Annotated in this window: 21 protein-coding genes and 1 pseudogene; 15 read left to right on the forward strand and 7 right to left on the reverse strand. The window is 71.8% G+C overall.

The genetic code is table 11. The annotated features are described in order from the left end of the window. Positions 1–21 precede the first annotated feature (21 nt). The 3 genes from ABZ464_RS43920 to ABZ464_RS43930 all read left to right on the forward strand — a co-directional run bounded on the left by ABZ464_RS43920 (position 22) and on the right by ABZ464_RS43930 (position 5,283). Positions 22–2,718 (forward strand): SpoIIE family protein phosphatase, encoded by a 2,697-nt coding sequence (locus tag ABZ464_RS43920; protein ID WP_359287533.1) that lies wholly within the window; start codon positions 22–24, stop codon positions 2,716–2,718. Positions 2,719–2,874: 156 nt separating this feature from the next. Continuing rightward, a complete protein-coding gene (locus ABZ464_RS43925) occupies positions 2,875–4,239 on the forward strand; it encodes an FAD-dependent oxidoreductase (protein ID WP_359287534.1) in 1,365 nt (454 codons plus the stop codon). A 78-nt stretch (positions 4,240–4,317) separates the two neighbouring features. Next, positions 4,318–5,283 (forward strand): DUF1152 domain-containing protein, encoded by a 966-nt coding sequence (locus ABZ464_RS43930; protein ID WP_359287535.1) that lies wholly within the window; start codon positions 4,318–4,320, stop codon positions 5,281–5,283. A 21-nt stretch (positions 5,284–5,304) separates the two neighbouring features. Here ABZ464_RS43930 and ABZ464_RS43935 read toward each other — a convergent pair whose 3' ends face one another. Beyond that, a complete protein-coding gene (locus tag ABZ464_RS43935; protein WP_359287536.1) occupies positions 5,305–7,089 on the reverse strand; it encodes a serine/threonine-protein kinase in 1,785 nt (594 codons plus the stop codon). Between the two features lie 179 nt (positions 7,090–7,268). Between ABZ464_RS43935 and ABZ464_RS43940 the strand changes: the two genes are divergently transcribed. After that, complete coding sequence (locus ABZ464_RS43940; protein ID WP_359287537.1) at positions 7,269–7,874, forward strand: hypothetical protein; 606 nt, start codon at positions 7,269–7,271, stop codon at positions 7,872–7,874. A gap of 59 nt (positions 7,875–7,933) precedes the next feature. On the opposite strand, the gene ABZ464_RS43945 is transcribed toward ABZ464_RS43940, so the two are convergent. Further along, positions 7,934–8,416, reverse strand: a complete 483-nt coding sequence (locus tag ABZ464_RS43945; RefSeq protein WP_359287538.1) for a roadblock/LC7 domain-containing protein — start codon at positions 8,414–8,416, stop codon at positions 7,934–7,936. Between the two features lie 195 nt (positions 8,417–8,611). Next, positions 8,612–9,037 carry an ATP-binding protein gene (locus tag ABZ464_RS43950; RefSeq protein WP_359287539.1) on the reverse strand — a complete coding sequence of 142 codons (426 nt, stop codon included), beginning with the start codon at positions 9,035–9,037 and terminating at the stop codon, positions 8,612–8,614. Positions 9,038–9,232: 195 nt separating this feature from the next. Between ABZ464_RS43950 and ABZ464_RS43955 the strand changes: the two genes are divergently transcribed. The 5 genes from ABZ464_RS43955 to ABZ464_RS43975 all read left to right on the forward strand — a co-directional run bounded on the left by ABZ464_RS43955 (position 9,233) and on the right by ABZ464_RS43975 (position 15,395). Next, positions 9,233–10,000 carry an IclR family transcriptional regulator gene (locus tag ABZ464_RS43955; RefSeq protein ID WP_359287540.1) on the forward strand — a complete coding sequence of 256 codons (768 nt, stop codon included), beginning with the start codon at positions 9,233–9,235 and terminating at the stop codon, positions 9,998–10,000. Positions 10,001–10,053: 53 nt separating this feature from the next. Beyond that, a complete protein-coding gene (glpK, locus tag ABZ464_RS43960; RefSeq protein WP_359287541.1) occupies positions 10,054–11,568 on the forward strand; it encodes a glycerol kinase GlpK in 1,515 nt (504 codons plus the stop codon). A 143-nt stretch (positions 11,569–11,711) separates the two neighbouring features. After that, positions 11,712–12,941, forward strand: coding sequence for a SpoIIE family protein phosphatase (locus tag ABZ464_RS43965; RefSeq protein WP_359287542.1), 1,230 nt, complete (start codon positions 11,712–11,714; stop codon positions 12,939–12,941). 119 nt (positions 12,942–13,060) lie between these two features. After that, on the forward strand, positions 13,061–13,699 hold the full coding sequence (locus tag ABZ464_RS43970; protein ID WP_359287543.1) for a DUF4389 domain-containing protein: 639 nt from the start codon (positions 13,061–13,063) through the stop codon (positions 13,697–13,699). A 118-nt stretch (positions 13,700–13,817) separates the two neighbouring features. Further along, a complete protein-coding gene (locus ABZ464_RS43975; RefSeq protein ID WP_359287544.1) occupies positions 13,818–15,395 on the forward strand; it encodes an alpha/beta hydrolase in 1,578 nt (525 codons plus the stop codon). Between the two features lie 116 nt (positions 15,396–15,511). Here ABZ464_RS43975 and ABZ464_RS43980 read toward each other — a convergent pair. The 4 genes and pseudogenes from ABZ464_RS43980 to ABZ464_RS43995 all read right to left on the reverse strand — a co-directional run. Next, positions 15,512–15,658, reverse strand: a pseudogene (locus ABZ464_RS43980) (S-adenosylmethionine: 2-demethylmenaquinone methyltransferase); the annotation flags it as partial. 85 nt (positions 15,659–15,743) lie between these two features. Next, a complete protein-coding gene (locus ABZ464_RS43985) occupies positions 15,744–16,577 on the reverse strand; it encodes a carbohydrate ABC transporter permease (RefSeq protein ID WP_359287545.1) in 834 nt (277 codons plus the stop codon). Beyond that, positions 16,574–17,629, reverse strand: coding sequence for a sugar ABC transporter permease (locus ABZ464_RS43990; RefSeq protein WP_359287546.1), 1,056 nt, complete (start codon positions 17,627–17,629; stop codon positions 16,574–16,576). Before ABZ464_RS43990 ends, ABZ464_RS43985 begins: the two co-directional genes overlap by 4 nt. Before the next feature lies 1 nt (position 17,630). After that, positions 17,631–18,908 carry an extracellular solute-binding protein gene (locus ABZ464_RS43995; protein ID WP_359287547.1) on the reverse strand — a complete coding sequence of 426 codons (1,278 nt, stop codon included), beginning with the start codon at positions 18,906–18,908 and terminating at the stop codon, positions 17,631–17,633. Positions 18,909–19,267: 359 nt separating this feature from the next. Between ABZ464_RS43995 and ABZ464_RS44000 the strand changes: the two genes are divergently transcribed. The 6 genes from ABZ464_RS44000 to tgmB all read left to right on the forward strand — a co-directional run bounded on the left by ABZ464_RS44000 (position 19,268) and on the right by tgmB (position 24,681). After that, positions 19,268–20,020, forward strand: a complete 753-nt coding sequence (locus ABZ464_RS44000; RefSeq protein ID WP_359287548.1) for a DeoR/GlpR family DNA-binding transcription regulator — start codon at positions 19,268–19,270, stop codon at positions 20,018–20,020. A gap of 36 nt (positions 20,021–20,056) precedes the next feature. Next, positions 20,057–21,415, forward strand: coding sequence for a 6-phospho-beta-glucosidase (locus ABZ464_RS44005; RefSeq protein WP_359287549.1), 1,359 nt, complete (start codon positions 20,057–20,059; stop codon positions 21,413–21,415). 323 nt (positions 21,416–21,738) lie between these two features. Beyond that, a complete protein-coding gene (locus ABZ464_RS44010; RefSeq protein ID WP_359287550.1) occupies positions 21,739–22,887 on the forward strand; it encodes a hypothetical protein in 1,149 nt (382 codons plus the stop codon). Positions 22,888–22,991: 104 nt separating this feature from the next. After that, positions 22,992–23,282: a YkvA family protein gene (locus ABZ464_RS44015; protein ID WP_359287551.1), complete on the forward strand. Its 291-nt coding sequence runs from the start codon at positions 22,992–22,994 to the stop codon at positions 23,280–23,282. Positions 23,283–23,486: 204 nt separating this feature from the next. Continuing rightward, positions 23,487–23,678, forward strand: coding sequence for a putative ATP-grasp-modified RiPP (gene tgmA, locus ABZ464_RS44020; protein ID WP_359287552.1), 192 nt, complete (start codon positions 23,487–23,489; stop codon positions 23,676–23,678). 16 nt (positions 23,679–23,694) lie between these two features. After that, the gene (gene tgmB / locus ABZ464_RS44025) at positions 23,695–24,681 is read left to right on the forward strand and encodes an ATP-grasp ribosomal peptide maturase (protein ID WP_359287553.1); all 987 of its coding nucleotides are present in this window, start codon (positions 23,695–23,697) and stop codon (positions 24,679–24,681) included. Positions 24,682–24,721 lie beyond the last annotated feature (40 nt).

Here is a 24,721-nt window from a genome sequence, read left to right on the forward strand (position 1 = left end):
CGGGCAGTGTAGGAATGGCACATGGCACGTGTCCTGGGGCGCCCGAGTGCCCGGCCGGCCCGTCGTCCCCGGGGCCCGGGAGTTCGGCGCGCGCCCGAGTCCGCGCTGGGCGGTCGCAGTCTCGCGGCGCAGGTGTTCGTGCTGCAGGTGGCGATCGTGCTGCTGCTGGTCGTGGCGGCCGTCGTGGCACTGCTGCTGCAGGTGCGGCACGACAGCACCCAGGAGGCGCGCAACCGCTCCGTCGCCGTCGCCCAGACCTTCGCCAACTCCCCGGGCGTGGTCGAGGCGTTGCGCAGCCCGGACCCCACGGCGGTGCTCCAGCCGTCGGCCGAGGCCGCGCGCAAGGCGGCCGACATGGACTTCGTCGTCGTGATGAACACCGACGGCATCCGCTACACCCATCCCAAGCCGGACCGCATCGGCAAGAAGTTCGTCGGCAACATCCAGCCCGCGCTGGACGGCGGGGTCGTCGTGGAGGAGGTCGACGGCACCATCGGCCGCCTGGTACAGGCCGTCGTCCCGGTGAAGGCGCCCGACGGGACGGTCGTGGGCCTGGTGTCGTCGGGCATCACCACCGAGCACGTCGGCGGCAACGCCGACCGTCAGCTGCCCCTCGTTCTCGGCAGCGCCGCCGTGGCCCTCGCCCTGGCCACCGCGAGCACCGCGCTGGTCAGCCGCCGGCTGCTGCGGCAGACCCATGGTCTCGGGCCGCGCGAGATGACCCGGATGTACGAGCACCACGACGCGGTGCTGCACGCCGTACGCGAGGGGGTGATCATCGTCGGCGGGGACGGCGAGCTGCTGCTCGCCAACGACGAGGCGCACCGTCTGCTCGACCTGCCGCCGGACGCCGAGCGCCGCCAGGTCCTGGACCTGGGCCTGGACCCCGGCACCGCCGAGCTGCTGGCGTCCGGGCGGATGGTCACGGACGAGGTGCATCTGGTCGGCGACCGGCTGCTGGCGATCAACCAGCGGCCCACCGATCTGGCGGGCGGCCCGGAGGGCAGCGTGGCCACCCTGCGTGACTCCACGGAGCTGCGCGCCCTGTCCGGCCGGGCCGAGGCCGCCCGGGAGCGCCTGGACCTGCTGTACGCGGCCGGGGTGGGCATCGGCACGAGCCTGGACGTCACGAGGACGGCGGAGGAGCTGACCGAGCTGGCGGTGCCCCGGTTCGCGGACTTCGTCACCGTCGACCTGTTCGACGCGGTCCTCGCCGGGGAGGAGCCGGAGGGGCGGGGCGCGCTGCGGCGCACGGCGATGAGCGGGGTCCGCAAGGGCTCGCCGCTGTACGCGGTGGGCGAGCGGATCCGGTTCGTGGACTCGGCGCCGCAGGCCCGCGCCCTGGCGGACGCACGGGCCGTGCTGGAGGCGCGGCTCGCGGAGTCGCCGGGCTGGCGGGCGCAGGACCTGGAACGGACCGAGCAGATCGTGGAGTTCGGCATCCACTCGCTGATCACCGTGCCGGTGCGGGCGGGCGCGCTGGTGCTGGGCGTGGTGAGCTTCCTGCGGTCGGAGCGGCCCGAGCCGTTCGACCCGGAGGAGGTGGCGCTGGCGGAGGAGCTGGTGGCGCGGGCCGCGGTCTCCATCGACAACGCGCGCCGCTTCACCCGTGAGCACGGCATGGCGGTCACCCTGCAGCGCAGTCTGCTGCCCCGGACCCTGCCGGAGCAGAACGCGCTGGACATCGCCTACCGCTATCTGCCGGCGCAGGCCGGGGTGGGCGGCGACTGGTTCGACGTGCTGCCGCTGTCCGGGGCGCGGGTGGCGCTGGTCGTGGGTGACGTGGTCGGGCACGGGCTGCACGCGGCGGCCACGATGGGCCGGCTGCGCACGGCCGTGCACAACTTCTCTGCGCTCGACCTGCCGCCCGAGGAACTGCTCGGGCTGCTGGACGAGCTGGTGACCCGGATCGACCAGGACGAGGCGGCGGACGGCGCCCACGGTCCGGTGTCCGGGGCGACCTGTCTGTACGCGATCTACGATCCGGTGTCCCGGCGGTGCACGGTGGCGCGGGCCGGGCATCCGCCGCCGGCCCTGGTCCACCCCGACGGCCGGGTGGAGTACCCGGACGTGCCGACGGGGCTGCCGCTGGGCCTGGGCGGGCTGCCGTTCGAGACGGCCGAGCTGGAGCTGGCCGAGGGCAGCCGGCTGGTGCTGTACACGGACGGACTGGTGGAGGACCGGCAGCGGGACATCGACACCGGTCTGGAGCTGCTGCGCACGGCCCTGGAGCGCAGTGCCGGCGGAACGCCGGAGGATGCCTGCCGGAGCGTCCTGGACGAGCTGCTGCCGGCCCGTCCGAACGACGACATCGCGCTGATCGTGGCGCACACCCGGGCGCTCGGCGCCGACCGCGTGGCCGAGTGGGACGTACCGGTGGATCCGGCCGCGGTGGGCGAGGTGCGGTCGGCGGTGGTGCGGCAGCTGGCCGAGTGGGACCTGGAGGAGCTGTCGTTCACGACCGAGCTGATCCTGAGCGAGCTGGTCACCAACGCGATCCGCTACGGCATCGCGCCGGTACGGGTCCGGCTGTTGCGCGACCGCACGCTGATCTGCGAGGTGTCCGACGCGAGCAGCACCTCCCCGCATCTGCGGTACGCGGCGATGACGGACGAGGGCGGCCGGGGCCTGTTCCTGGTCGCGCAGCTCACCGACCGCTGGGGCACCCGGTACACGCCCACGGGCAAGGTCATCTGGGCGGAACAGCCGCTGCCGTGACCGGCGTCGCCCCTGCCCGACGCCCGGCCCCCTGACGCATGGCGACTCATAAATGACGTTTATGAGTCCATAGACCGGACCCGCGTACCGACTTAGGTATGCCTCAGTTTAGGCTTCCCCCGAGTTGATCTGTCGCCGCTCGAAGGGAACCTGATCATGCCCCGCCCCCTGCGGGTAGCCATCGTCGGAGCCGGCCCCGCCGGGATCTACGCCGCCGACGCGCTGCTCAAGTCCGATGTGGCCGCCGACCCCGGTGTCTCCATCGACCTCTTCGAGCGGATGCCGGCCCCGTTCGGACTGATCCGTTACGGCGTGGCCCCGGACCACCCCCGGATCAAGGGCATCATCACCGCCCTGCACCAGGTCCTCGACAAGCCGCAGATCCGCCTCTTCGGCAACGTCGACTACCCGACCGACATCAACATCGACGATCTGCGCGCCTTCTACGACGCGGTGATCTTCTCGACCGGCGCGATGGCCGACCGCGAGATGTCCATACCGGGCATCGAGCTCGACGGCTCCTACGGCGCCGCCGACTTCGTCTCCTGGTACGACGGCCACCCGGACGTGCCGCGCAGCTGGCCGCTGGAGGCGGAGAAGGTCGCCGTGCTCGGCGTCGGCAACGTCGCCCTCGACGTGGCCCGCGTCCTCGCGAAGACGGCCGACGAGCTGCTGCCGACGGAGATCCCGCCGAACGTCTACGAGGGTCTGAAGGCCAACAAGGCGCTGGAGATCCACGTCTTCGGCCGCCGTGGCCCGGCGCAGGCCAAGTTCTCCCCGATGGAGCTGCGGGAGCTGGACCACTCCCCGAACATCGAGGTCATCGTCGACCCCGAGGACATCGACTACGACGAGGGCTCGATCGCCACGCGGCGCGGCAACAAGCAGGCCGACATGGTCGCCAAGACGCTGGAGAACTGGGCGATCCGCGACACCGGCGACCGCCCGCACAAGCTGTTCCTGCACTTCTTCGAGTCGCCCTCGGAGATCCTCGGCGAGGACGGCAGGGTCGTCGGTCTGCGCACCGAGCGCACGGCCCTCGACGGCACCGGGAACGTCAAGGGCACCGGCGAGTTCAAGGAGTGGGACGTCACCGCGGTCTACCGCGCGGTCGGCTACCTCTCCGAGAAGCTGCCCAAGCTGCCCTGGGACCTCGACTCGGGCACGGTCCCGGACGCGGGCGGCCGGGTCATCGAGGAGAGCGGCGCGCACCTGCAGTCGGTGTACGTCACCGGCTGGATCCGGCGCGGCCCGGTCGGCCTGATCGGCCACACCAAGGGCGACGCCAACGAGACGGTGTCGAACCTGCTGGACGACCACGCGAACGGCCGTCTGCACGCCCCGTCCGCGCCGGAGCCGGAGGCGGTGGACGCGTTCCTCGCCGAGCGCGCGGTCCGCTTCACCACCTGGGAGGGCTGGTACCAGCTGGACGCCGCCGAGAAGGCGCTGGGCGAGCCGCAGGGCCGTGAGCGCGTGAAGCTCGTCGAGCGCGAGGACATGCTGCGGGAGAGCGGCGCGTAGCCACGGCCGCGGGAGGAACCCCGGGCAGCCGGTGGGTAATCGGTGGGCGGCATGATCGCCGCCTGCTAACTTCCCGGGGTGTTCTCCCTCCACGAACCACCTCTGTTCACCCGGCTGCGCGAGGCGCGGCGGGTGCTCGTCGCCGGTGCGGGCGGCGGCTTCGACGTCTACGCGGGCCTGCCGCTAGCCCTCGCCCTGCGGTCGGCGGGCAAGGAGGTCCACCTCGCCAACCTCTCCTTCACCGAGCTGTACGGACTGCCCACCGAGGTCTGGCTGGAGCCCGACGTCGCCGCCGTACGCCCCGACACCCCGGCGCGCGGCGACTACTTCCCCGAGCACACGCTGGCCACCTGGCTGGCGTCGCACGATCTGCCCGCCACGGTGTACGCCTTCCCGCGCACCGGCGCGCAGCCGCTGCTGGACGCCTACCGGGCGCTCCTGGACCACCTCGGCGGGGTCGACGCGATCGTGCTGGTGGACGGCGGCACGGACATCCTGATGCGCGGCGACGAGCACGGCCTCGGCACCCCCGAGGAGGACATGGCCAGTCTGTCCGCCGTGCACGGTCTCACCGACGTCCCGCACCGGCTGGTGGCCTGTCTGGGCTTCGGCGTGGACGCCTACCACGGCGTCAACCACGCGCTCGTCCTGGAGAACCTGGCCGCGCTGGACCGCGAGGGCGCCTACCTCGGCGCGTTCTCCCTGCCCCGGGAGAGCCCCGAGGGGGCCCTGTACCTGGACGCGGTGGCCCACGCGCAGGCCTCGACGCCGGGGCACCCGAGCATCGTCAACGGTTCCGTCGCCGCCGCCGTACGCGGCGAGTTCGGCGACGTGCGCTTCACCGAGCGCACCCGGAACAGCGAACTCTTCGTCAATCCGCTCATGTCCGTGTACTTCTGCGTGGACGCCGTGGGCCTCGCCCGCCGCAACCTCTATCTCGGCCGCCTCGCGGACACCGTGCTGATGCGCCAGATCAGCACCCGCATAGAGGAGTTCCGCGAGGAACTCCCCGTGCTGCGGCAGCCCCGGGCGTATCCCCACTGAGGCGGCGGCCCGCGCGGCGCGTCAGCCGTCGTCGCGGGCGTGGGCCTCGATCACCTTGCCCTTCTGGTTGGCCTCCAGGTAGGCGCCGCCGTAGTCGTCGGCGAGGTAGACGTTCATCGTCGGCGGGTCGTTGAAGATCGTGGACGCCGGGTTGATCACCAGATAACGGCTGGTGGGGTCGCTGATGTTCAGGGTCCGTCCGGCCTCGTCGAGCAGGGTGGGCACGGCGTCCCAGTTGAAGCTGTCCAGGTCGACGGGGGTGTCGCCGCTGCGCACGGTGCCGCCGGGACCGTCCTTCACGGCCACGTCACCGCCCCGGTACTCGTAGCGGTCGTAGAGCTTCGCGTTGCCGGCGACGGGCGCCTCGGCGATCGCGTACTCCGGGTAGACGACGAGGCTGGTGACCTTCGAACCGCCCATGGCCGCCTTCAGCTTCTTCACCACCGTGCGGACCCCGTCCTCGGTGAGCAGATCGAGTTTGCCCGCGGACTGACCGCCGGACGAGGCGCTCGAGGAAGAGGAAGAGGAAGAAGAAGACGAGGAGGAAGAGGAGCCGGACGTGGCGCCCGACGAGGCGGAGGAGCTCGGCCCGGCCGCTCCGCTGCCGCCGTCGTCGTCCTGCAGCTGCGGGACCGCCCACACGGCGAGACCGGTCAGAGCGGTGCCGATGACGGCCCTGACGACGGTCTGGGCGAAGATACGGCGGGGCCCGCGCGGGGTGGGGAAGGTCGGGGCCGTCACGGCGCCGGGGGCGGGAGCGGGTACGGGCGCGGGCACGGGAGTCGGCGGGGCGATCTGATAGGAGGTCGGCGCGCCGGGGAAGGCGGGGGCCTGACCGCCGTAGGGCGAGGCGGTGGCGGGCGAGGGCGGCGGCCCGAACCCCGTGGGCGGGCCCTGCACGGCGCCGCCGACCGGAGCCACCGGCGCGCCGAAGGCACCGGGCGGGCCCGTCGGCGCGTCCACGGCCTCCCCCGTCACCGCGGCGAGCTGCCGGTCGACCTCCTCCGCGTCCGGGCGGGCCTGCGGGTCGCGGACGAGGAGCGCGGTGAGGAGACCGGTCAGCGGGCCCGCCTGCCGGGGTGGCGGCACGTCCTCGGCGAGTACGGCGGCCAGGGTGGCGAGGGTGCTGGAGCGGCGCAGCGGATGGTGCCCCTCCACCGCGACGTAGAGGAGCATCCCCAGCGACCAGAGGTCGGCGGACGGGCCGCCGTCCTTGCCGGTGACGCGCTCCGGCGCCATGAAGTCGGGCGAGCCTATGACGGAGCCGGTCGCGGTGAGGCTGGTGGCCTCGCGCAGGGCGGCGATGCCGAAGTCGGTGAGCACGGGCCGTCCGTCGGGGCGCAGCAGCACGTTGGCCGGTTTCACGTCGCGGTGCTCGATGCCGACGGCGTGCGCGGCGCGCAGCGCGGACAGCACCTCGCGCCCCAGGCGCGCGGCCTCCAGCGGGGTCAACACGCCCTGCTGTAGCCGGTCCTGCAGCGAGCCGCCCGTGACCAGCTCCATCACGATCCAGGGATACGTGTTCTCGCCGCCGTCGACGATGTGGTGGATGGTGACGACATTGGGGTGGTGGACGCGGGCCAGGGCGCGGGCCTCCCGCAGGACGCGCTCGCGCAGCGTGCGGGCGCCCTCGGGGTCGTATTCGGCCAGCGCCGGATCCGGCGGCCGTACCTCTTTCACGGCCACGTCACGGTGCAGTGCCAGGTCGCGGGCGCGCCACACCCACCCCATGCCTCCGCCTCCGAGCCGGTGCAGTAGCTCGAATCGGCCATCGACGACGCGTCTGTCGGGTTCCCCGGTGTTCATGGTGGGAGCTTAGGGGTAGACGCGGACAGTGGTGTGTCCGCCAAGGGGGGCACAGCGCGAATGGTCCGCCCCGGCACGGGCATGCTGTGAACGAGGTCACTTCCGGCGGGCCGCCGTGCCGGAACCATTCCGGACGCGTCGCCCTCTCCCCACCACGATCGCCACGAAGGACATGTGCTTTGGCTCTTACGTACCCTGACGCCCCCTCGGCCCGCCGTCCCGGCCGCTGCTGGACGATCCGTGTGGTCGGACACCGGGACCGCACCGCGTCGGTCACCTGTTCGTCGGCGTGCGTGATGCCGCCGCGCTCCCGGGACCTCGCGGCGCTGCGCCGTTTCGCCGAGGCCCACGCGGCCGCGCACGCCAGAGCGGCGGCGGTGCATCACGACGCCGCCTGCTGGTGCCGACGGCAGCGGTGCGCGCTGCACGAGGGCACGCGGGTCAACTGCGCGGGCACGGTCGTTCTCGTGCTGCGGCACGATCCGGCGGTCGCCCAGGTGTGGACGCTCACCGAAGTGTGCGCCGCCTGCGCCCCGTTGATGCCTCACGCACGCGTGATCAGCCGCGCGGTCCCGCCCCCTCCCCCACCGCGGGACCCGGAGCGGGAGGGCCAAGCCACCCACTCCCCCTCCCCCTCACTCCCGACGGTGGCCCCGCCCCGCCTGGTCCCCGGCGGCTTCAGCGCCCCCTCGGGCCCCGGCCCCGGCCCCGAACGGGTGGGAACCCGCCGCCGCACCCCGACCGGACGCCGCGGCCGGGCCCAGACAGAGGGCACCACCGACTGAACCCGCCTCGGCGGCCCGCACGCCGGTCGCGCCGCCGCTGCAGGGCAGACGCCCCCTGGTCAGGAGCCGTAACGGGACTGTGGGGGAATGCGGAGGGGCAGGGAGCCCAGGGGGCGGGGGTGTGGAGTGGGGGGCGGGGGGTCGGTGGGGAAGCGGGGGTGTTCGGCGGTGGGGGCCGTCGTCAGGAGTTCGGCGATGCGGGTGCCGCTGCGCCGCCCCTCGAGATGGAGCCGGCCCACGTTGACCCGGTCGTCCGCGAGCAGCGTGAGCACCGCGGACGGGCCGGCCGCGTAGGTCGCGACATATCCCCCGGCGCCACGGACGAGCAGTTCCCGGAACTCGCCGCGCGCCGCGAGGTCGGCCATCCGGCGGCCGACGCCCAGTGCCGCCGCGGTGAGCGCCGCCAGCGCCTCCGCCTCGACGTCGGGCATGTCCCGGGCGAGGACGAGTCCGTCGGCGCTGGCCGCCAGCGCTCCTCGCAGCTGCGGCACACATGTGCGCAGCCGGTGCAGTTCGTTCAGAACCTCGGCCTCGACGGCCATGACCGTGTCCTTTCGGCGCGTTGGCGGCAGGAGCGGTTCAAGTGCGGGGCGGGGACGGGCCGTTGAGGCGACCCGGAGCGTACGGGTGACACCGAGGTTACGGAAAGTACCGGCCACTGGGTACCGCTTTGGCATTTTCCCCTGGAACATGCTGCCCTTGATCACGCGCGCCGAAGCACGATCAGGCGCTCCCCCTCACGCGGCGACGAGATCCGCCCACCGCGTGACCCCGCCGGAGTGCACCCGCTTGCCGTGCCGGGTGGCGAGGGCGTGCACGATCTGCTCGCCGCGGCCGTGCTCGTCCGGGTCGATGTCCGCGCGCGTCTGCCCGGGCACGAGCGCGGGGCCCGCGTCGGTGACCTCGACCCGCAGGGTGCCGGGCCCGTCGCCCCGCACCCAGGAGAGCTTGAGCTCCGCCGGGGGCAGGGCGTGCACGATCGCGTTGGTCAGCAGCTCCGACACCACGAGGAGCGAGTCGTCGACGATGTCCCCCGACACCTTCCAGTCGGCGAGGACCTCCCCCACGCGCCGGCGTACGGCTGCGACGGCCCCGGGGACGGGCGGCAGCGGACACACGTGTTCCACTGTCTCCCGGGGCAGTATGCCGAGCTGTACCGCCATCTTCTCTCCTCCGGTGAATGCTGTCGGCCGATACCGGGCACCGGCGCTCTTGCCGGACCTCAGTGCACGTTAGGGACCAAAGCGGAGGAGGGTCAACGAATCCGGGTCGGCATTGCCGAACGGCGCGGCCGGCAGGTGATCGAGGGTCCCCGCGCAGCGGGGGCGAAGCCCTCACCACGGTAATAGGCTCGGCTCATGACCGGCCCGGTCCAGTCGATCGAACGGGCGGCGGCGATCCTGCGTCTCCTCGCCGGCGGACCCCGTCGTCTCGGGCTCGGCGAGGTGGCGGCCTCGCTCGGGCTGGCGAAGGGCACCGCCCACGGCATCCTGCGCACACTCCAGCACGTGGACTTCGTGGAGCAGGACCCGGCCACCGGAAAGTACCAGCTCGGGGCGGCCCTGCTGCACCTCGGCACCAGCTACCTCGACGTCAACGAGCTGCGTTCGCGGTCCATCAACTGGGCCGACGCGCTCGCCGCCCGCAGCGGGGAGTCGGTCCGCCTGGGCACCCCCCTGGAGGGCAAGGTCCTCGTCGTCCACCATGTGTTCCGGCCGGACGACACGTTCCAGACCCTGGACGTGGGATCGCTGCTGCCGCTGCACGCCTCCTCCCTCGGCAAGGTCCTGCTCGCCTTCGGCACGGCGCCGCTGGACTCGGCCCTGGAATCGGGGCTGGACGCCTACACCCGGCACACCCTGGTGGAGCGGAGCCGGCTGAGCCGGGCGCTGACCGAGATCCGGGAGCGCGGCTGGGCCGACGAGGTCCAGGAGATGAGCATGGGGGAGGCCGGGGTCGCCGCGCCGATCCGGGGGCACGGCGGCCTGGTGGTGGGCGCGATCGGGCTGTCCGGCCAGCTCGAGCGGGTCTGCGACAGCCAGGGGCACCCGCGGTCGAACCTGATCAACCTGCTGCGCGAGGCCGCACGGGCGATCTCCAGGGATCTGGGCGCGAGCCGCTGGTGAGCGCGGTCCGCTGCGAAGCGTCGGAATCGAGGAGTCGGAAGGGAGACCCGATCATGGTCGAGCGCTATGTGATGTCCATCGACCAGGGCACCAACTCCACCCGGTGCATTCTCTTCGACCACCACGGACGGCTCGCCTCGGTCACCCAGCGTGAGCACCAGCAGCACTTCCCCCGGCCCGGCTGGGTCGAGCACGACGCCGTCGAGATCTGGCGCAATCTCCAGCGGATCGTCCCCGAGACGCTGTCCGGCGCCGGGGTCGGCGCCGAGGACATCGCCGCGATCGGCCTCGCCAACCAGCGGGAGACCACGGTGCTCTGGGACCGGAGCACGGGCGCTCCCCTGGGGCGGGCGATCGTCTGGCAGGACACCCGCACCGAACCCCTGGTCACGGCCTTCAGGAGCGACCCCGGGGACGAGTTCTTCCTGGAGCGGTGCGGTCTTCCCCCCTCGACGTATTTCTCCGCGCTGCGGCTCAGATGGCTGTTCGACCAGGTCGACGGGCTGCGGCGGCGCGCCGAGGCCGGCGAGGTGCTGTGCGGCACGATGGAGAGCTGGCTGATCTGGAACATGACCGGCGGCCCGGACGGCGGGCTGCACATCACCGACGCCACCAACGCCAGCCGCACCATGCTGATGAACATCCGCACGCTGACCTGGGACGAGGAGCTGCTGGCGTTCTTCGGGGTGCCGCGGCCCATGCTTCCCGAGATCCGGTCCTCCGCCGAGCCCTACGGCACCGCCCGTTCGCTGCTGCCCGGCGTACGGATCACGGCCGCCCTCGGCGACCAGCAGGCCGCCCTGTTCGGCCAGACCTGTTTCTCGCCCGGCGAGGCGAAGTGCACGTACGGGACGGGCAGCTTTCTGCTGCTCAACACCGGTGGTGACCTCGTGCGGTCCCGGCACGGGCTGCTCTCCACGGTCGCCTACCAGATCGGCGAGCAGCCGCCGGTGTACGCGCTGGAGGGGTCCATCGCCGTCACCGGCTCGCTGGTGCAGTGGTTCCGCGACCGGCTGGGGCTGATCAGCAGCGCGCCGGAGATCGAGACGCTCGCCCGCACGGTCGAGGACAACGGCGGCTGCTACATCGTCCCCGCCTTCTCCGGGCTGTTCGCGCCGCACTGGCGCAGCGACGCGCGCGGGGTCATGGTCGGCCTGACCTCGTACATCACCAAGGGGCATCTGGCCCGGGCCGTGCTGGAGGCCACCGGCTGGCAGACCCGGGAGGTCGTGGACGCCATGAACGCCGACTCCTCGGTGGCCCTGAAGCAGCTCAAGGTGGACGGCGGCATGACGGCCGACAACCTGCTGATGCAGTTCGTCGCCGATGTCCTCGACGTGCCCGTGGTGCGGCCCATGGTCGCCGAGACGGTCTCGCTCGGCGCGGCCTACGCCGCCGGGCTCGCCGCCGGCTACTGGCCCGATCTGGAGGTCCTGCGCCGCAACTGGCACCGGGCGGCCCAGTGGATCCCGGACATGGACCCGGCGCGGCGCGAGGCGGAGTACGACAACTGGAGGCGGGCCGTCGAACGCTCACTCGGATGGGTGAAACCGCCGAGGCCCCCATGACCGGAGCGTCCACCGCCCGCGCCCCCACAGCCCGTCCGGGCGGCTCCGCGGGCCGGGACTTGACGTCGGCCTGACCGGGCCGCGTCCGCACTCCTATCGTGGAACGACACACCGACGCCCGGCGCGAACCAGACAGGCAGGACATGAGGAAACCGCAGATCGACTACACGGCGGTCTTCCGGGCCCTGCCCGGCATGGTGGCCCTGCTCACCCCCGATCTCGTCTACGCCGACGCCAACGACGACTTCGTACGACTGGCCGGGCGCACCCGAGAGCAGCTGCTGGGCCGCTACATCTTCGACGTCTTCCCCGAGAACCCCAACGATCCAGCGGCGGCCGGCCGGCAGGAGACCGAGACGTCGATGCTGCGCACGGTGGCCACCGGCGAGCGCGACACGATGGCGCTGCTGCGCTACGACATCGAGGACCCCGACCGGCCGGGCCACTGGCAGGAGCACTTCTGGAGCCCGGTCAACGCGCCCGTCCTCGGCCCCGACGGGGAGGTCGCGCTGATCGTGCACCGGGTGGAGGAGGTCACCGAGCTCATCCGTGCCTTCGGCGGGCCGGGCGACGACAGCCGGGCCCGGGTGCTGGAGGCCGAGCTGTACACCCGCGCGCGGGAGCTGCAGGAGGTCAACGAACGGCTGCGCCGGGCGCACGCGCATGAGCGGGAGGTCGCCCTGGCCCTGCAGGCGGCGATGCTGCCCGCGCCGGGACCGACCGGGGAGCACGCGGCGGCGGTGCGCTACCGGCCGGCGATCGGCGCGCTGAACGTGTGCGGCGACTGGTACGACCTCGCCGATCTGCCCGGCGGGAACCTCGCGGTCGCCGTCGGTGACGTCGTCGGCCACGGCTTGGCGGCGGCGTGCGTCATGGGGCAGCTGCGCAGCGCGCTGAGCGCGGCCTGCCGGGTGACCGACGGTCCGGGCCAGGCCCTGGAGGCCCTCGGTCTGTACGCCCGCTCGGTCGACGGCGCCGAGTCCACCACGGTCGTGACGACGTTCATCGACTGGGCCGAGCGGACCGTCACCTACAGCAGCGCGGGCCACCCTCCCCCGGCGCTGCTGCACCCCGACGGAACCGTCCGCTTCCTCGACGAGGCCACCGACCCGCCGCTCGCGGCCCGCCCCGAGCATCTGGCGCGCCCCGAGGCCCGGACGTCCTTCACCGAGGGCGCCACGCTCGTGCTGTACACCGACGGGCTGGTCGAACGCCGTACGGAGGACATCGACACCGGCCTGGACCGGCTCGCCGACTCCCTGGCCCGCCACCGCAAGGACGACCCCGAGCAGCTGGCCGACGCCCTGCTCGCCGATCTCCTCCCCGCGACGGGGAACACCGACGACACCGCCCTGATCGTCATCCGCCTCTGACGCCGGCGACCCGGTCGTGACGGGCGGCGCGGGGCCATCGGGGGCAGAGTGGAAGGAGAAATGCAGAGGACGCAGAGCAACACCTGTGACATCAGGAGGCGGGAGCCGTGTCGCATCCCATGACTGCCCCGGTCCGGGTCACCGCACGGCTCGACGCACCCCTGTCGCGCTGGCTGTGGCTGGTCAAATGGATCCTGGTGATCCCGCACATCATCGTGCTGTTCTTCCTGTGGATCGCCTTCACGGTGGTCTGGGTGATCGCCTTCTTCGCGATCCTCTTCACCGAGCGTTACCCGCGCGCCCTGTTCGACTTCAACCTGGGCGTGCTGCGCTGGAGCTGGCGGGTCGCCTTCTACGCGTACAACGCGCTGGCCACCGACCGCTACCCGCCGTTCAGCCTGGGCGAGGAGCCCGACTACCCGGCCCGGCTGGACATCGTCTACCCCGAGCGGCTCTCCCGGGGTCTGGTCCTGGTGAAGTGGTGGCTGCTGGCCATCCCGCACTACATCGTCGTGGGCTTCTTCGTCGGCAGCTGGGGGTACGGCTGGTGGAACGGCGGTCTGGTGACCGTGCTGGCGATCATCGCCGCCGTGATCCTGCTCTTCACCGAGAAGTACCCGCGGGACCTGTTCGACCTGATCACCGGCTTCAACCGCTGGGTCCTGCGGGTCGTCGCGTACGTCGCCCTGATGACGGACGCCTATCCCCCGTTCCGCCTGGACATGGGCGGCTCCGACCCGGATCCGGGTCTGCCCTGACGGCTCCGCGGCTTCGCCCCCGCGTCCGCCGGCGCTGCCCGAGCGGTTCTGACGGCCGATCACGTTCCTTGCGATGCTGTGATCCATTTGTGAACCCCCGATTCATGAAGGATCACTCGTGTCGTTCGATTCCCCCTCGCCCGCGCGTCCGAGACGGCGGGGCAGATTCGCCGTCGGCGTGCTCGCCACCGCCCTGTTCGCCCAGTTACTGGGCGGTACGTCCGTCGCCGCGCCGGCGCCTGAGCCGCTGGCCTGGCAGCCCTGCGAGTCCCCGTACGGCGAGGGCGCCTTCGAGTGCGCCACCGTCACGGTCCCCGTCGACTGGGAGCGTCCGCAGGGCGCGACCGTCGATCTGGCCCTGGCCCGTCATCGCGCCACCGACCCCGGGCATCGGATCGGCTCGCTGCTGGTCAACCCCGGCGGCCCGGGCGGCTCCGGCCGGGAGTTCGCCTTCGCGGCACCCTTCTCCTTCTCGCCCGACCTGCTGGAGCGCTTCGACATCGTCGGCTTCGACCCGCGCGGCATCGGCCTCAGCGATCCGGTGACCTGCGACGAGGAGCTGATCGCCGCCCAGGAGCCGCTGCTCTTCCCGGACAGCGGAGCGTCCTTCGCCGCCCTGCGCCGCGCAGGCGGCGCGCTCGGCGACGACTGCAGCGCCCGCAGCGGGTCCCTCGTCGACCACATGGACTCCACCAGCGTCGCCCGCGACATGGACGCGATCCGCGCGGGCCTGGGCGAGGAGCGGATCAGCTACTACGGCGTCTCCTACGGCACGGCCCTCGGCGAGCGGTACGCCGAGCTCTTCCCCAAGCGGGTCCGCGCGATGACCCTCGACTCCGTCATCGACCACAGCCTGGACACCTGGTCCCTCCAGAAGACCAGGGCGATCGCGCTGGAGGAGACGTTCGGGCAGTTCGCCGACTGGTGCGCCCGCACCGCGTCCTGTGTGCTCCACGGCCGCGACGTCCGCGCCCTGTTCGACTCGCTGTACCGGCGCGCCGCGGCCGGTGAACTGATCCGGGGAGGCGATGTCCTCTTCACCGACGAGCACCTCCAGCGCCTGGCCCAGAACTTCCTGTACAGCACCGCCGACTGGTTCCGGTTCGCCGAGTTCCTCACCGATCTGGACACCCCGGACCCGGCCGAGGCGCGCTCCTCCCCGCGGCTGCGGGGCGAACCGGCGGCGTACGCGTACGTCCCGGTGCTCTGCCAGGACTTCGCCCTCGAGGTGCCCTCGTACGCCACGCTCGCGGGCTACCAGCGGCGGCTCGCCCGGCTCGCCCCGGTCACCCGGTTCAGCCCCCTCGCCTGGACGGACCTGACCGGCTGCCAGGGCTGGCCGACACGGGTGACCAACCCGCAGCACCGGCTGCGCATCGACGGCACCCCGCCGATCCTGGTCACCAACAGCCGGTACGACGTGGCCACCCCGCACGCCTGGGGGGCCGGCGCCGCCCGTCAGATCGGCGGCGAGGCGGTGTTCCTCACGTACGACGGCGCCGGGCACGGCGACTACTGGACGAGCCCCTGCGTACGGGACGCCATCGACACGTACCTGACCACCCTGGCCACCCCCGGCGACGGCGCCCACTGCCCCGCCGTGTGGCCGACCGACTCCTCGGCCCGGCGGCAGTCCCCGGGCGACGGTCTCGTCAACCCGTTGCCCGAGCCGCCGGGCACCGGGACGCGCGGCTGAGCCGGGCGTCGCCGCTCACGCCGACGGGGGCAGGAGGACGACCCGGTCCTCCTGCCCGCGTGCAACAGGGCGCCGGGCGTGAAGGTGACGCAGCCGAAGGACACCGGGACGCCGACCGCGCCCTTCCCCGCCCTGCCGCTCTTGCGCGGGTGGGTGCCGAGGGCCTGCACTCCGACGGCCACTTCGGCGAGCGCGACGGTGTCCCGGACGGCCCCGAGGATCACCAGGCCGGCCCAGCCGTTGTCCTGTGCGCGCACGGCCATGCGGCCGCCGAGCAGCGCCGTCCGCAGGGAGGCCCCGCCGCTCCCGGGAGGCCTTCGTGCCCTCCGGGAGTGAGGGCCGCCGAGGTCAGCGCAGGGCCCCCTTGGTGGCGTCGGCGATGAAACCGCGGGCGAAGAAGGTGAACACCATCACCAGCGGGATCACCGACAGCAGCACCCCGGACATCACCATGCTGTAGTCGGTGGAGTGACCGGCGTACAGCTGGGCGAGCGCCACCTGGAGGGTGAGCTTGTCCGGGTTGACCAGCATCACCAACGGCAGGATGTAGTCGTTCCAGGCTCCGATGAAGGTGTAGATGCCGAGGAACGCCAGCGCCGGGCGGACGCACGGCAGCACCACGTGCCAGTACTGGCGGAAGAACCCGGCGCCCTCGATCCGGGCGGCGTCGAGGAGCTCGTCCGGGACGCTGGTGGAGGTGTACTGCCGCATCCAGAAGATGCCGAAGGCGTTGGCCGCGGCGGGCACGATCAGCGCCTTCAGGGTGCCCAGCCAGCCCAGCTGCACCATGATCTCGTACTGCGGGATGATCGCCAGCTGGGTCGGCAGGATGTACATCGACAGCAGCACGCCGAAGAGGAACTTCTTGGCGGGGAAGTCGTACTTGGCGAAGGCGAAGGCGGCCAGCGAGTCGAAGAACAGCACCAGCACGGTCGTGGAGACCGCGACGATCACGGTGTTGCCCAGCGACCCGAAGAAGTCCATCTTGGCGAACAGGTGCCGCAGATTGGTGAGCAGGTTGTCGCCGAACCACAGCTTCGGGGGGTAGCTGTAGATGTCCTGCGAGGTGTTCGTCGCCATGACGACGATCCAGTAGAACGGGAACACCGAGATGACGACGCCGGTCATGAGGATCGCATGGACGCCGAAGCCCCGCAGGCGCTTGCGGTTCAAGCCGTTCATGGCCGTCGCTCCTTACGCTGCACCAGCCACCAGTTGACGGCGACGATGAGCAGGATCAGCAGGAAGAAGGCCCAGACGATCGCGGCGCCGTAGCCGAAGTCGTTGTTGTCGAAGGCCTGGTGGTAGAAGTACAGAAGGGTGGTCAGACCCGCCTGGCCCGGCCCGCCGGAGTTGGGGTTGGTGGACGCGTCGCTGCCGAACAGCACCTGCGGTTCGGTGAAGCTCTGCAGACCGGTGACCGTGGAGATCACCACGGTGAACAGGATGATGGGCCGCAGCAGCGGGATCGTGATCGAGAAGAAGATCCGCACCGGGCCCGCCCCGTCCATCCGGGCCGCCTCGTAGAGCTCCGAGGGGATCGCCTGGAGGCCGGCCAGATAGATGATCGCGTTGTAGCCGGTCCACTGCCAGGTCATCAGCGCCGCGATGACCAGCTTGATCGTCCACTCGTTGCTCATCCATGGCACGGCCGACAGGTGCATGGCCTTGAGAATGGCGTTGATCAGGCCGAAGTTGTTGCTGAAGACCGCGCCGAAGAAGATCGCGATGGCCACCAGCGAGGTGATGCTGGGGATGAACAGACAGACCCGGTAGAACGCGGTGAACCGCTTGGTGGAGTTCACCAGCACCGCGAGCACCAGTGCCATGAAGAGCATCGGCACGGTCGACAGCACCCAGATGACCAGGGTGTTGCGGATGGACATCCAGAACACCGGGTCGTCCCAGAGGAAGCGGAACTGCTGGAACCCGACGAACTGCATCTCCCCGATGCCGTCCCACTTCTGGAACGCCAGGTACACGGTGTAGAGCACCGGGAAGAGCATGAAGACCGAGAAGATCAGGTAGTACGGCGAGATCGCGAGGTACTGCGGCCAGTGCCTGCGGACCCGCCGGCGCGGCCCGGGCCGGCCCCCGGCCGAGACCGGCCGGATCCGGGGGGCGCGCCGCCCCGGACCGCGCGAGGGGTCCGGAGCGGCCTGCCCGAGGGGGCCGGTGTCGGGTCCGGAGGTCGGTCCGGTGGGTGCCGGACCGGCTACCGGGCTGGACGACATGTCACTTCACTCCCTGCCGCTGGGCGATCTGCTTGGCCTGGCTGACCGCGTCCTTCCAGGCCTCGTCGGGGTCCTTGCCCTTGGCCTCGATGCTGGTCAGTTCGCTGTAGTACGGCGCGGAGACCGCCGCGTCGGCCGGGGCCTCGTAGGCGGCGGGGATCTTCTCGGCGGCCGGGCCGAAGATCTCGACGGTCTTCTGGCCGCCGAAGAAGGCGTCCCCGCCGGTGAGCGCGGGCAGCTTGTAGGCGGCCGGGGCGGTCGGGAAGAGGGCGGCGTCGGTGAAGCCGCGGGCCTGGTTCTCGGGGCTGAGGATCCAGCTGATGATCTTGAAGGCCTCCTCGGGGTTGCCGCTGGTCGCGGGGATGGCGAGGAAGGATCCGCCGAGGTTGGAGGGCCCGCCGGGCAGGCTCGCCACCCGCCACTGACCCTTGGTGCCGGGGGCGGCGTTGCTGATGTCGAGCGCGTGCCAGGCGGCGCCGATCTCGGTGCCGAGGGTGCCGTTGCCGATGGCGGCGTTCCAGGTGTTGTCGTTGATCTTCGCGTCGATGCCGAGGGTGTAGGGCTTCACGGCGGTGGTCCAGGCGGTGCGGATGTGGTCCTGGTCGCCGATGAACTTGTTGTCCTCGTCGATGAAGCGCCGGGTGCCCTGGCCGACGATCATCCCGAACACCGAGCCGATGTTGTTGATCAGGTAGGTCTTCGGCACGGCCTTGTGCAGTTCGACGCCGGCCTTGAAGTAGTCGTCCCAGGTGGCCAGTTGGGCGGAGACCTGGGCGGGGTCGGTGGGCAGGCCCGCCTTGGCGAAGAGGTCCTCGCGGTAGAAGGTGGCGCAGGGGCCGATGTCGATGGGGAAGCCGATGAGCTTGCCGTCCTGGGTGGTGGCCTGCTTCAGCTTCCACGCCAGGTAGTCGGGGGCCAGCTTTTTCGCGCCGACCGTGTTCAGGTCGACGAAGCGATTGGCGTTGGGCAGGAAGGAGGCGATGTCCTCGCCCTTGATGCCGGTGATGTCGGGGGCGGTCTGCGCGGCCCGCAGACCGGTGAGCAGCTTGGTCTTGAAGTCGCCGCCGACCACGGAGGTCTTCAGGGTGATGTCGGAGAAGTGGGTCTTGGCGTCCGCCACGACCTTGTCGCTCAGTCCGCCGGCCCAGTACCAGAAGGTCAGGTTCTTGCTGTCCTTGCTGCCGCTCGACGCCGAGCCGCCGCCGCACGCCGCGGTGGCGCCGGCCGCGGCGGCTGTCAGTACGGCGGCCTGAAGGAATCGTCTGCGGGAAAGGTCCACGATCTTCTCCTAGATCTCGGCGGGTTCGGCGTGTCCGGCGTGTCCGGCAGGACCTGCGTGTCGGGTGCCGCGGTGGGGGCGCGGCGGGGAGGCCGGGTGGCTGAAGAGCATCGGCGTGGGTGGAACCCTTCAGCCACCCGGGGTGTGTGACCCGGTCCTCTCAGACGGCGCCGACGCGTCCGGGACGGCGGAATACGCCGTTCATCCGCTTCGGCCGACCGGAGTGGGGTCCGGACCTGGCTCCGAATTACGCAAGAGAGTGCACCCGGTGCGCGGGTTTGACAAGGGTCAAGCGAGTATCGAGACATTCATGCGCGACTTTGCTTGAGTTTGGCGAGTTGGCGAGTATGGTCTGCCGCATGCTCCCTGATCGAAGACATCAGCTGATCCTTCGCTCCCTGCGCGCGGACGGGCCGACCTCGGTGTCCGTCCTGGCCGAGCGGGTCGGGGCGAGCCAGGCCACGATCCGCCGCGACCTCGCCCAGCTGGAGGACGAGGGCCTGCTCAAACGGGTCTACGGCGGCGCCGCGCCCGTGGTGGGCGAGGACGACCCGTTCGCCGACGTCGCCGGTGTCCGGGTCGAGGCCAAGGACGCCCTGGCGGCCTGGTGCGCAAACCTCGTCAAGGACGGCGAGACGGTGCTGCTCGACATTGGCACCACGGCCCACCGGGTGGCCCGGCAGCTGCACGGCCGGGCCCTCACCGTGATCACCAGCAACCTGGCCGTGTACGAGGAGCTCCAGGACGACAAGGACGTCCAGCTGATCCTGCTCGGCGGGGTGGTCCGGCGCGACTACCGGTCCCTGGTGGGCTTCCTCACCGAGGACAACCTGCGCCAGGTCCACGCCGACCGGCTGTTCCTCGGCACCAGCGGGGTCCGCCCCGACGGGCAGGTGCTGGACACCACCGCCGTCGAGGTGCCGGTGAAACGGGCGATGATCGCAGCCAGCGCCCAGGTGGTCCTGGTGGCCGACGCCGGCAAGTTCCCCGGCACCGGGATGGCCCGGGTGTGCGGGCCCGAGGACCTCGACGTGGTGGTGACCAACGCGCCGGGCGAGGAGAAGACCTGCGCACGGCTGCGCGAGGCGGGGGTCGAGGTGGTCGAGGTATGAGCAAAGTGATGCACGGATGAACGAGGTGGTCGGCGTATGAGACTCACGATCCTGGGCGGCGGGGGCTTCCGCGTCCCGCTGGTGTACCGGGCGCTGCTGGGCGACCGCGGCGCGGGGCGCGTCACCGACGTGACCCTGTACGACCTGGACGCCTCCCGGCTGGCGATCATCCGCAAGGTCCTCGCCGACCAGGCGGCCGGGCACCCCGATCCGCCCACCGTCACCGTCACCACCGATCTGGACGAGGCGGTCACCGGAGCCGACTTCGTGTTCTCCGCCATCCGCGTCGGCGGGCTGGCCGGCCGGGCCGCGGACGAGCGCATCGCCCTGGAGGAGGGCGTCCTCGGCCAGGAGACCGTCGGGGCCGGTGGCATCTCCTTCGGTCTGCGCACGGTCCCGGTGGCCGTCGCCATCGCCCGCCGGGTCGCGGCGCTGGCGCCGGACGCCTGGGTCATCAACTTCACCAACCCCGCCGGGCTGGTCACCGAGGCGATGACCGCGCACCTCGGCGACCGGGTGATCGGGATCTGCGACTCGCCGGTGGGCCTCGGCCGCCGGGTGGCCGGGGCGCTCGGCGTCGATCCGGCCCGTGTCCGCCTCGACTACGTCGGCCTCAACCATCTGGGCTGGCTGCGCGGCCTGTACGCCGAGGGCCGCGACCTGCTGCCGTCCCTGCTCGCCGACGAGGGCGCGCTGACCTCGTTCGAGGAGGGCCGGCTCTTCGGCGCCGACCTGCTGCGCACCCTCGGCGCGCTGCCCAACGAGTATCTGCACTACTACTACTTCAGCCGCGAGTCGGTGCGCTCGGCGCGGGCCGCCGAACAGACCCGGGGCGCCTTCCTCCACTCCCAGCAGCAGCGCTTCTACGACGCCCTGGCCCCCGCCCCGGGACACCCCGCGCCCCGCGCCGCCTGGAACGCCTGGGACGCCACCCGGCTGGAGCGCGAGACGACCTACATGGCGGAGAACCGCGAGGCCGTCGGCATGGGCGAACGCGACTCCTGCGACCTGGAGTCCGGCGGCTACGAACAGGTCGCCCTGGCCCTGATGCGGGCCATCGCCCTGGACGAGCGGGCGACCCTCATCCTCAACGTCCGCAACCGCGGGCGGATCCCCGTCCTCGACGACGACGCCGTCATCGAGGTCCCCTGCCATGTCGACGCCAACGGCGCCCACCCCATCGCCGGGGCCGCGCTGCCCGACCACGGCACGGGACTGGTGTGCTCGGTCAAGGCCGTCGAACGCGCGGTGATCCACGCCGCGACGGCCGGCGAGCGCGACCACGCGGTACGGGCCCTGACCATCCACCCGCTGATCGACTCGTACGCCGTCGCCAAGCGCCTGCTGGACGCCTACCAGCGGCACTTCCCGGAACTGGCCTATCTCGGCGGCTGACGGCACGTGGCCCGGGCGTGCGGCGGCCAGGGCTCGCCCCGACGCGGATGGTGGGCGAGTCCCGGCCGCCGGGACCGATTCTCGGGGGCGTGGCACTGTGTGCCCACGGGTGTGCGGACGGCGACCATGGTGAACGGCGGCCATCCCGTGCGCCCGGCGCACACCCCGTACGCATGTGCGTGCGCGAGGCATGACGGCGCGCCCGGTGGGGAAGGCGCACCGCGTAGCAGGCCGGGCCCCGGCCCCGCGTGATCAAGCACACCCCGCGGCGCGCGATACTGGCCTTGGCCCATCGCCCTCGTCCACCGCTCATGAACGGACTCATGCACATCTCCGCGACCGCCCCGCCCACCACCCCCGCCACGGTCTGGCTCGGCCGTGGCCGCCACACCGGTCCCACCGCGCCGGAGGTGCTGCGCACCCGTCTCCGGGCACTCAAGGACGACGAGAAGCTCCAGGACTTCCGGGAGCTGCCCGACAGCGAGACCGCCGAGGGCGAATCGGCCTTCGAGGCACGCTGGCATGTACCCGACGACATCACCGTGCGGGCCCGGCTGAAACTGTCGGAATGGTCGGGCCGGGGCCAGGAGTGGACGCTGGTCGCGGAGGCGGAGCAACCCTGGGACCTGCGGTGGCCGTCGCCCGCCGAGATGTTCTGGCCGTGGGAGACGGACACCGCGTGGGGTCAGGAGACGGTGACCGGCCTGCGGTTCCTCGATGTGAACCCGCTCCCGGCCGACGACAAGGATCTGCGCCGCACGCTCCGGGCCGCCCTGCGCGACACCTGGACCGTCGACGTCCTCGTGCACGAGGCGATGACGCCCGACGAGCGGGGCCGGCGTTCGCTGGTCTCCCTGCTGCCCCCGGGGCTGCACCACCGGGTCGTGGAGCACCGGGCGGCGCCGCACCAGCTGCGGACCGTGAACTGGGCCCTGAAGGACTTCGGGGTCGAGTTGCCGCGCGGCGGTGCGCTGGTGCTGCCCGGCAGCCCCGCGCCGGACGGGTACGACGCCGGGTCCTTCTCGGTGCGCAGTGTGTTCCTGGACGGCTCGCACCCGACCGAGGTGCTGGACGCCGTACGCCGCCACGTCGCGCTGCCCGCGCCGCTGCCGGAGGGCGGCGACGCCGCGCTCACCCTGCTCCGGGAGAAGTGGCAGTTGCTCACCCTGGAGGAGGAACTCGCCCGGGAACGCGAGCTGGTCGCCATGTACAAGGAGGCCCTGGAGGCGATGACCGAGTCCCGGGACCTGTACCGGGAGGCGGCCGAGCAGGCCCATGAGGCGCTGGCCGCCTACCGTGAGGCGGCGGCGGAGGCCGGCATCGAGCCGCAGCGTCCGGCGGCACCGGCGAAGAAGAGCGGCTCGCCCTTCCAGCAGTGGGGCCGGACCCTGGAGCGGCTCAAGGAGACCACCATGGGCCTGCGCCCGGCATCCGTCGACTCCGACGGTCCCGAGGAAGCCTCCGATCGCTAGCCGTGTGAGGTAATCCCCCCCGGAAAAGGGGAATTCGGGAACCGAAATCGGGGAAATCGAAACAAGGGCGGCACACCGCGCGACGGACCCCGGAGGGAAGGCCCGTGGACACGACCACCACGCTCCTCATCGTCGCCGCGGTACTCGCCGCGGCCCTTCTCGCGTGCGCCGCCGCGGTGCTGGTGCGGCTGGTCCGCACCCGCCGGGACCTCAGACGCGCCGGCCTGCCCACCGGTCCGCGCTGGGTGTTCTGGGGCGCGGTCCTGTACTTCGTGCTACCGGCCGACCTCCTGCCCGACCCGGTCTACCTCGATGACATCGGTGTCCTGCTGCTCGCCCTGCGCTCCCTGCGCCGTTTTCCCGACTCGGCGAGCACCCCAACTGACCGTGTTTGAAGACGTTTTCACCCCCCGTTCGGCACATCTCCCCTGCTCCGCGCCCTGTTGGGACCCCGACTCGCCGATGATCACGGAGAGTAAGGAAACCAACCACCCGTTCGATTCGTATAAGTGACTGAAGGTCGCACCTAACGCAGCGGGCCCGAGTGACGTCGCACAGCGGCACCGCTTGATCGAGGCAGTACCGACGAGGGAGAGAACATGCAACCGTTCGCGCTCAACTACGCACGCCCTGCGGCGGAGTTGGAGTTCGCAACTCCGTACGCCTATGACCCCGGACTGCAGTTGAACGTACTCCTCGACGGCGGTGTCGCCGCTCGTGACCACGCCCTGCTCAGAGAACTGGGGACCACCACCTCCACCGCGGGTTCCAAGACCCACTTCGACGACTGAGCACGGGCCGCGCAAGATGACCGTGCTCATCCTGACCTGCGAAGAGGACGTCACGGCGGACATGGTGGTCGTGCACCTGAACGCCGCGGGCGTCCCGGTCGTCCGGCTCGACCCGGCCGATCTGACCAGCACCGTCGCCCTGTCGGGCGAGTTCGTCCACGGTGCGTTCCGGGGGCATCTGTCCTCGGCCGGCCGGCTGGTGAGCCTGGACGGACTGCGGTCCGTGTGGGTGCGCCGGCCGGGCGCCGCGGCGGCGCGGGCGGCCCAGCCGTCCGCGTGGCTCACGGAAGAGGCCTCGCAGGCCCTCTACGGCATGCTCCGGGGCACCGGGGTGCGCTGGATGAACCATCCGGACGCGTCCGTGCGCGCCCGGCACAAGCCGTGGCAGCTGCGGCTGGCGCAGCGCAGCGGGCTGCCCGTGCCCGCGACCCTCATCACGACCTTCCCGCAGGCCGCGCGGGATTTCGCGGAGCGCTACCCGGACCTGGTGGTCAAGCCGGTGTCCGGGGCGCATCCGCAGGACCCGCCGCGCGCGGTGCCCACCACCCGGGTGCCGCCCGGCGCCGATTTCTCGGCGGTGGCCTACGGTCCGACCCTGCTGCAGCGCCGGGTGGCCAAGCGGGCGGACATCCGGCTGACGGCGGTGGGCGAGCGGATCCTCGCCGCCCGCAAGGACACCGCCCCGGGCGCCGACCCGGACGTGGTGGACGTGCGGTACGCGCCCTCCACCACGCCGTGGCGCCCGGCGGACGTACCGCCCCGGCTCGCGGACGCCGTACGGACGTATCTGCGCGAGGCGGAACTGGCCTACGGCGCCTTCGACTTCGCGGAGGACGCCGACGGCACCTGGTGGTTCCTGGAGTGCAACCAGTCGGGGCAGTTCGGATTCGTGGAGGTGGACACCGGGCAGCCGATCGCGCGCACCATCGCGGAGTGGCTGGCCGGGCCGGCCCCGCGGCCGGGCCCCCGGTCCGCCGACCGGTGCGGTTCGGCGGCCTCCTGAGCAGCCACCGGCGCGGCCGGGACCCCGGCGGGGTCCCGGC

It is taken from the genome of Streptomyces sp. NPDC005820 (assembly GCF_040630255.1).
Classification (GTDB): domain Bacteria; phylum Actinomycetota; class Actinomycetes; order Streptomycetales; family Streptomycetaceae; genus Streptomyces.

Excerpts from the sequence above, each read along its gene's own strand:
- ABZ464_RS43920 (WP_359287533.1), top strand. The coding sequence starts at position 22 with ATGGCACGTGTCCTGGGGCGCCCGAGTGCCCGGCCGGCCCGTCGTCCC.
- ABZ464_RS43925 (WP_359287534.1), top strand. The coding sequence starts at position 2,875 with ATGCCCCGCCCCCTGCGGGTAGCCATCGTCGGAGCCGGCCCCGCCGGG.
- ABZ464_RS43935 (WP_359287536.1), bottom strand. The coding sequence starts at position 7,089 with ATGAACACCGGGGAACCCGACAGACGCGTCGTCGATGGCCGATTCGAG.
- ABZ464_RS43945 (WP_359287538.1), bottom strand. The coding sequence starts at position 8,416 with ATGGCCGTCGAGGCCGAGGTTCTGAACGAACTGCACCGGCTGCGCACA.
- ABZ464_RS43950 (WP_359287539.1), bottom strand. The coding sequence starts at position 9,037 with ATGGCGGTACAGCTCGGCATACTGCCCCGGGAGACAGTGGAACACGTG.
- ABZ464_RS43955 (WP_359287540.1), top strand. The coding sequence starts at position 9,233 with ATGACCGGCCCGGTCCAGTCGATCGAACGGGCGGCGGCGATCCTGCGT.
- glpK (WP_359287541.1), top strand. The coding sequence starts at position 10,054 with ATGGTCGAGCGCTATGTGATGTCCATCGACCAGGGCACCAACTCCACC.
- ABZ464_RS43965 (WP_359287542.1), top strand. The coding sequence starts at position 11,712 with ATGAGGAAACCGCAGATCGACTACACGGCGGTCTTCCGGGCCCTGCCC.
- ABZ464_RS43970 (WP_359287543.1), top strand. The coding sequence starts at position 13,061 with ATGACTGCCCCGGTCCGGGTCACCGCACGGCTCGACGCACCCCTGTCG.
- ABZ464_RS43985 (WP_359287545.1), bottom strand. The coding sequence starts at position 16,577 with ATGAACGGCTTGAACCGCAAGCGCCTGCGGGGCTTCGGCGTCCATGCG.
- ABZ464_RS43990 (WP_359287546.1), bottom strand. The coding sequence starts at position 17,629 with ATGTCGTCCAGCCCGGTAGCCGGTCCGGCACCCACCGGACCGACCTCC.
- ABZ464_RS44000 (WP_359287548.1), top strand. The coding sequence starts at position 19,268 with ATGCTCCCTGATCGAAGACATCAGCTGATCCTTCGCTCCCTGCGCGCG.
- ABZ464_RS44005 (WP_359287549.1), top strand. The coding sequence starts at position 20,057 with ATGAGACTCACGATCCTGGGCGGCGGGGGCTTCCGCGTCCCGCTGGTG.
- ABZ464_RS44010 (WP_359287550.1), top strand. The coding sequence starts at position 21,739 with ATGCACATCTCCGCGACCGCCCCGCCCACCACCCCCGCCACGGTCTGG.
- tgmA (WP_359287552.1), top strand. The coding sequence starts at position 23,487 with ATGCAACCGTTCGCGCTCAACTACGCACGCCCTGCGGCGGAGTTGGAG.
- tgmB (WP_359287553.1), top strand. The coding sequence starts at position 23,695 with ATGACCGTGCTCATCCTGACCTGCGAAGAGGACGTCACGGCGGACATG.